Below are 1,265 nucleotides of genomic sequence, written 5' to 3'. Positions count from 1 at the left end.
TAAGGGACTTACACCCTCTGGATAAAATCACCCCGCACTTTATGGTTCCTTGAAAAAGATTTGTATTTTTAATCTTTTTCAAGAACTTCCAGTGTGGGTGCGCTGCTGCTCATGCAGGGCACACACAAAGCTGTAATACGGCAGCCGGGGCATTCATAGCATATTCAACCATTTGTTTGGCCTTGTTACATACTTTTGGCCTGATAAAATCACAGCGGGTTGAAAGCCCCGGCCGACCGCATACAGCGGGACGTTAGGCAATATTAATAAACTATTGTATTCAATTGAATATATTGATTATGAAGAAAGTATACCAGAAAATAAAGGAACTATTTAAATCTCCAAGTTTATTAGTCAGCATTATAGCACTCATTTTTTCCGCACTAAGCATTTATTTTCAGTTTTTTAATGAGAAACATACTTTAGAATATGCTACTTTAAAACCAAGTTTTAATACCGAGACTAAAAAGATTACTATCCCTTTGTTAATTAAGAATTCAGGCAACCAGACGGAGGTTTTATTAAATTCTGAACTAAAACTAGAAGTTAAAAATAATGATAGAAACTTCTTTAAACGTATAAGTCCATATGAAAATAAAGAAAGCTACGTGATATTGGCACCTGGAGAATTTAAAACAATCTATCTAGTGGGAGATTATAAGGCTTATTTGTTTGGTACAGTTAGACCTAATCCCGACAAAGTCATTGAATATTCACCAATAACTGTTTTTAATGACTTACTACTAAAAATTCAATTAACATATTTAACAAAAAAAGGAGCTGTAGCTACAGAAGAACGAAATATTGGATTTATTACTTTCAATAAAAATGAGAAAATAGCGAGAATTGATTGTTTGCCAACTGAATTGAAAGAATTAAATTTAGGATATAGTGAATCAGAAATAATAAGTTATTCAATTGTACCCCAAAATTATGTTGGAGATCCTTTGTCGATAGACTTTTCTGATACTGCTGCTGTGCTAGAAAATTATGATATACTTCAACTGGTAAACAGAATTTTAAAAGAACAAGGAAATGAACAACTACCCTTGCCTAACAAATCGCAATAAAGCTTATGGAGTCCGGCTCAATTAGGAAGTTTTATAGCTTCGGCAATAAAAGCCAAATACCTAACTTGAAAGTAAGCCATCGGTCTGCCACGTATTGCATCCTCCGGCCGGCAGCCGTTACTTTGTTGTCAAAAAATGAGGATGACACTGACAACTTTTAAGCAACTCTACCAAGAATACCAGGAATCGGGCCTG

General features: G+C 34.8%; 1 protein-coding gene. It reads left to right on the top strand.

The genetic code is table 11. The features are described 5' to 3' along the window. Positions 1-299: 299 nt before the first annotated feature. Positions 300-1,070: a hypothetical protein gene (locus tag DDZ16_RS20560; RefSeq protein ID WP_109266364.1), complete on the top strand. Its 771-nt coding sequence runs from the start codon at positions 300-302 to the stop codon at positions 1,068-1,070. The last annotated feature ends 195 nt before the right edge of the window (positions 1,071-1,265 follow it).

Origin of the sequence: Marinilabilia rubra (genome assembly GCF_003121985.1) — a bacterium.
Lineage (GTDB): Bacteria > Bacteroidota > Bacteroidia > Bacteroidales > Marinilabiliaceae > Marinilabilia > Marinilabilia rubra.
This window is presented reverse-complemented; position numbering and strand designations above follow the sequence as displayed.

Bases quoted from the DNA above. Each gene is read 5' to 3' on its own strand.
- DDZ16_RS20560 (WP_109266364.1), top strand. From the start codon at position 300: ATGAAGAAAGTATACCAGAAAATAAAGGAACTATTTAAATCTCCAAGT.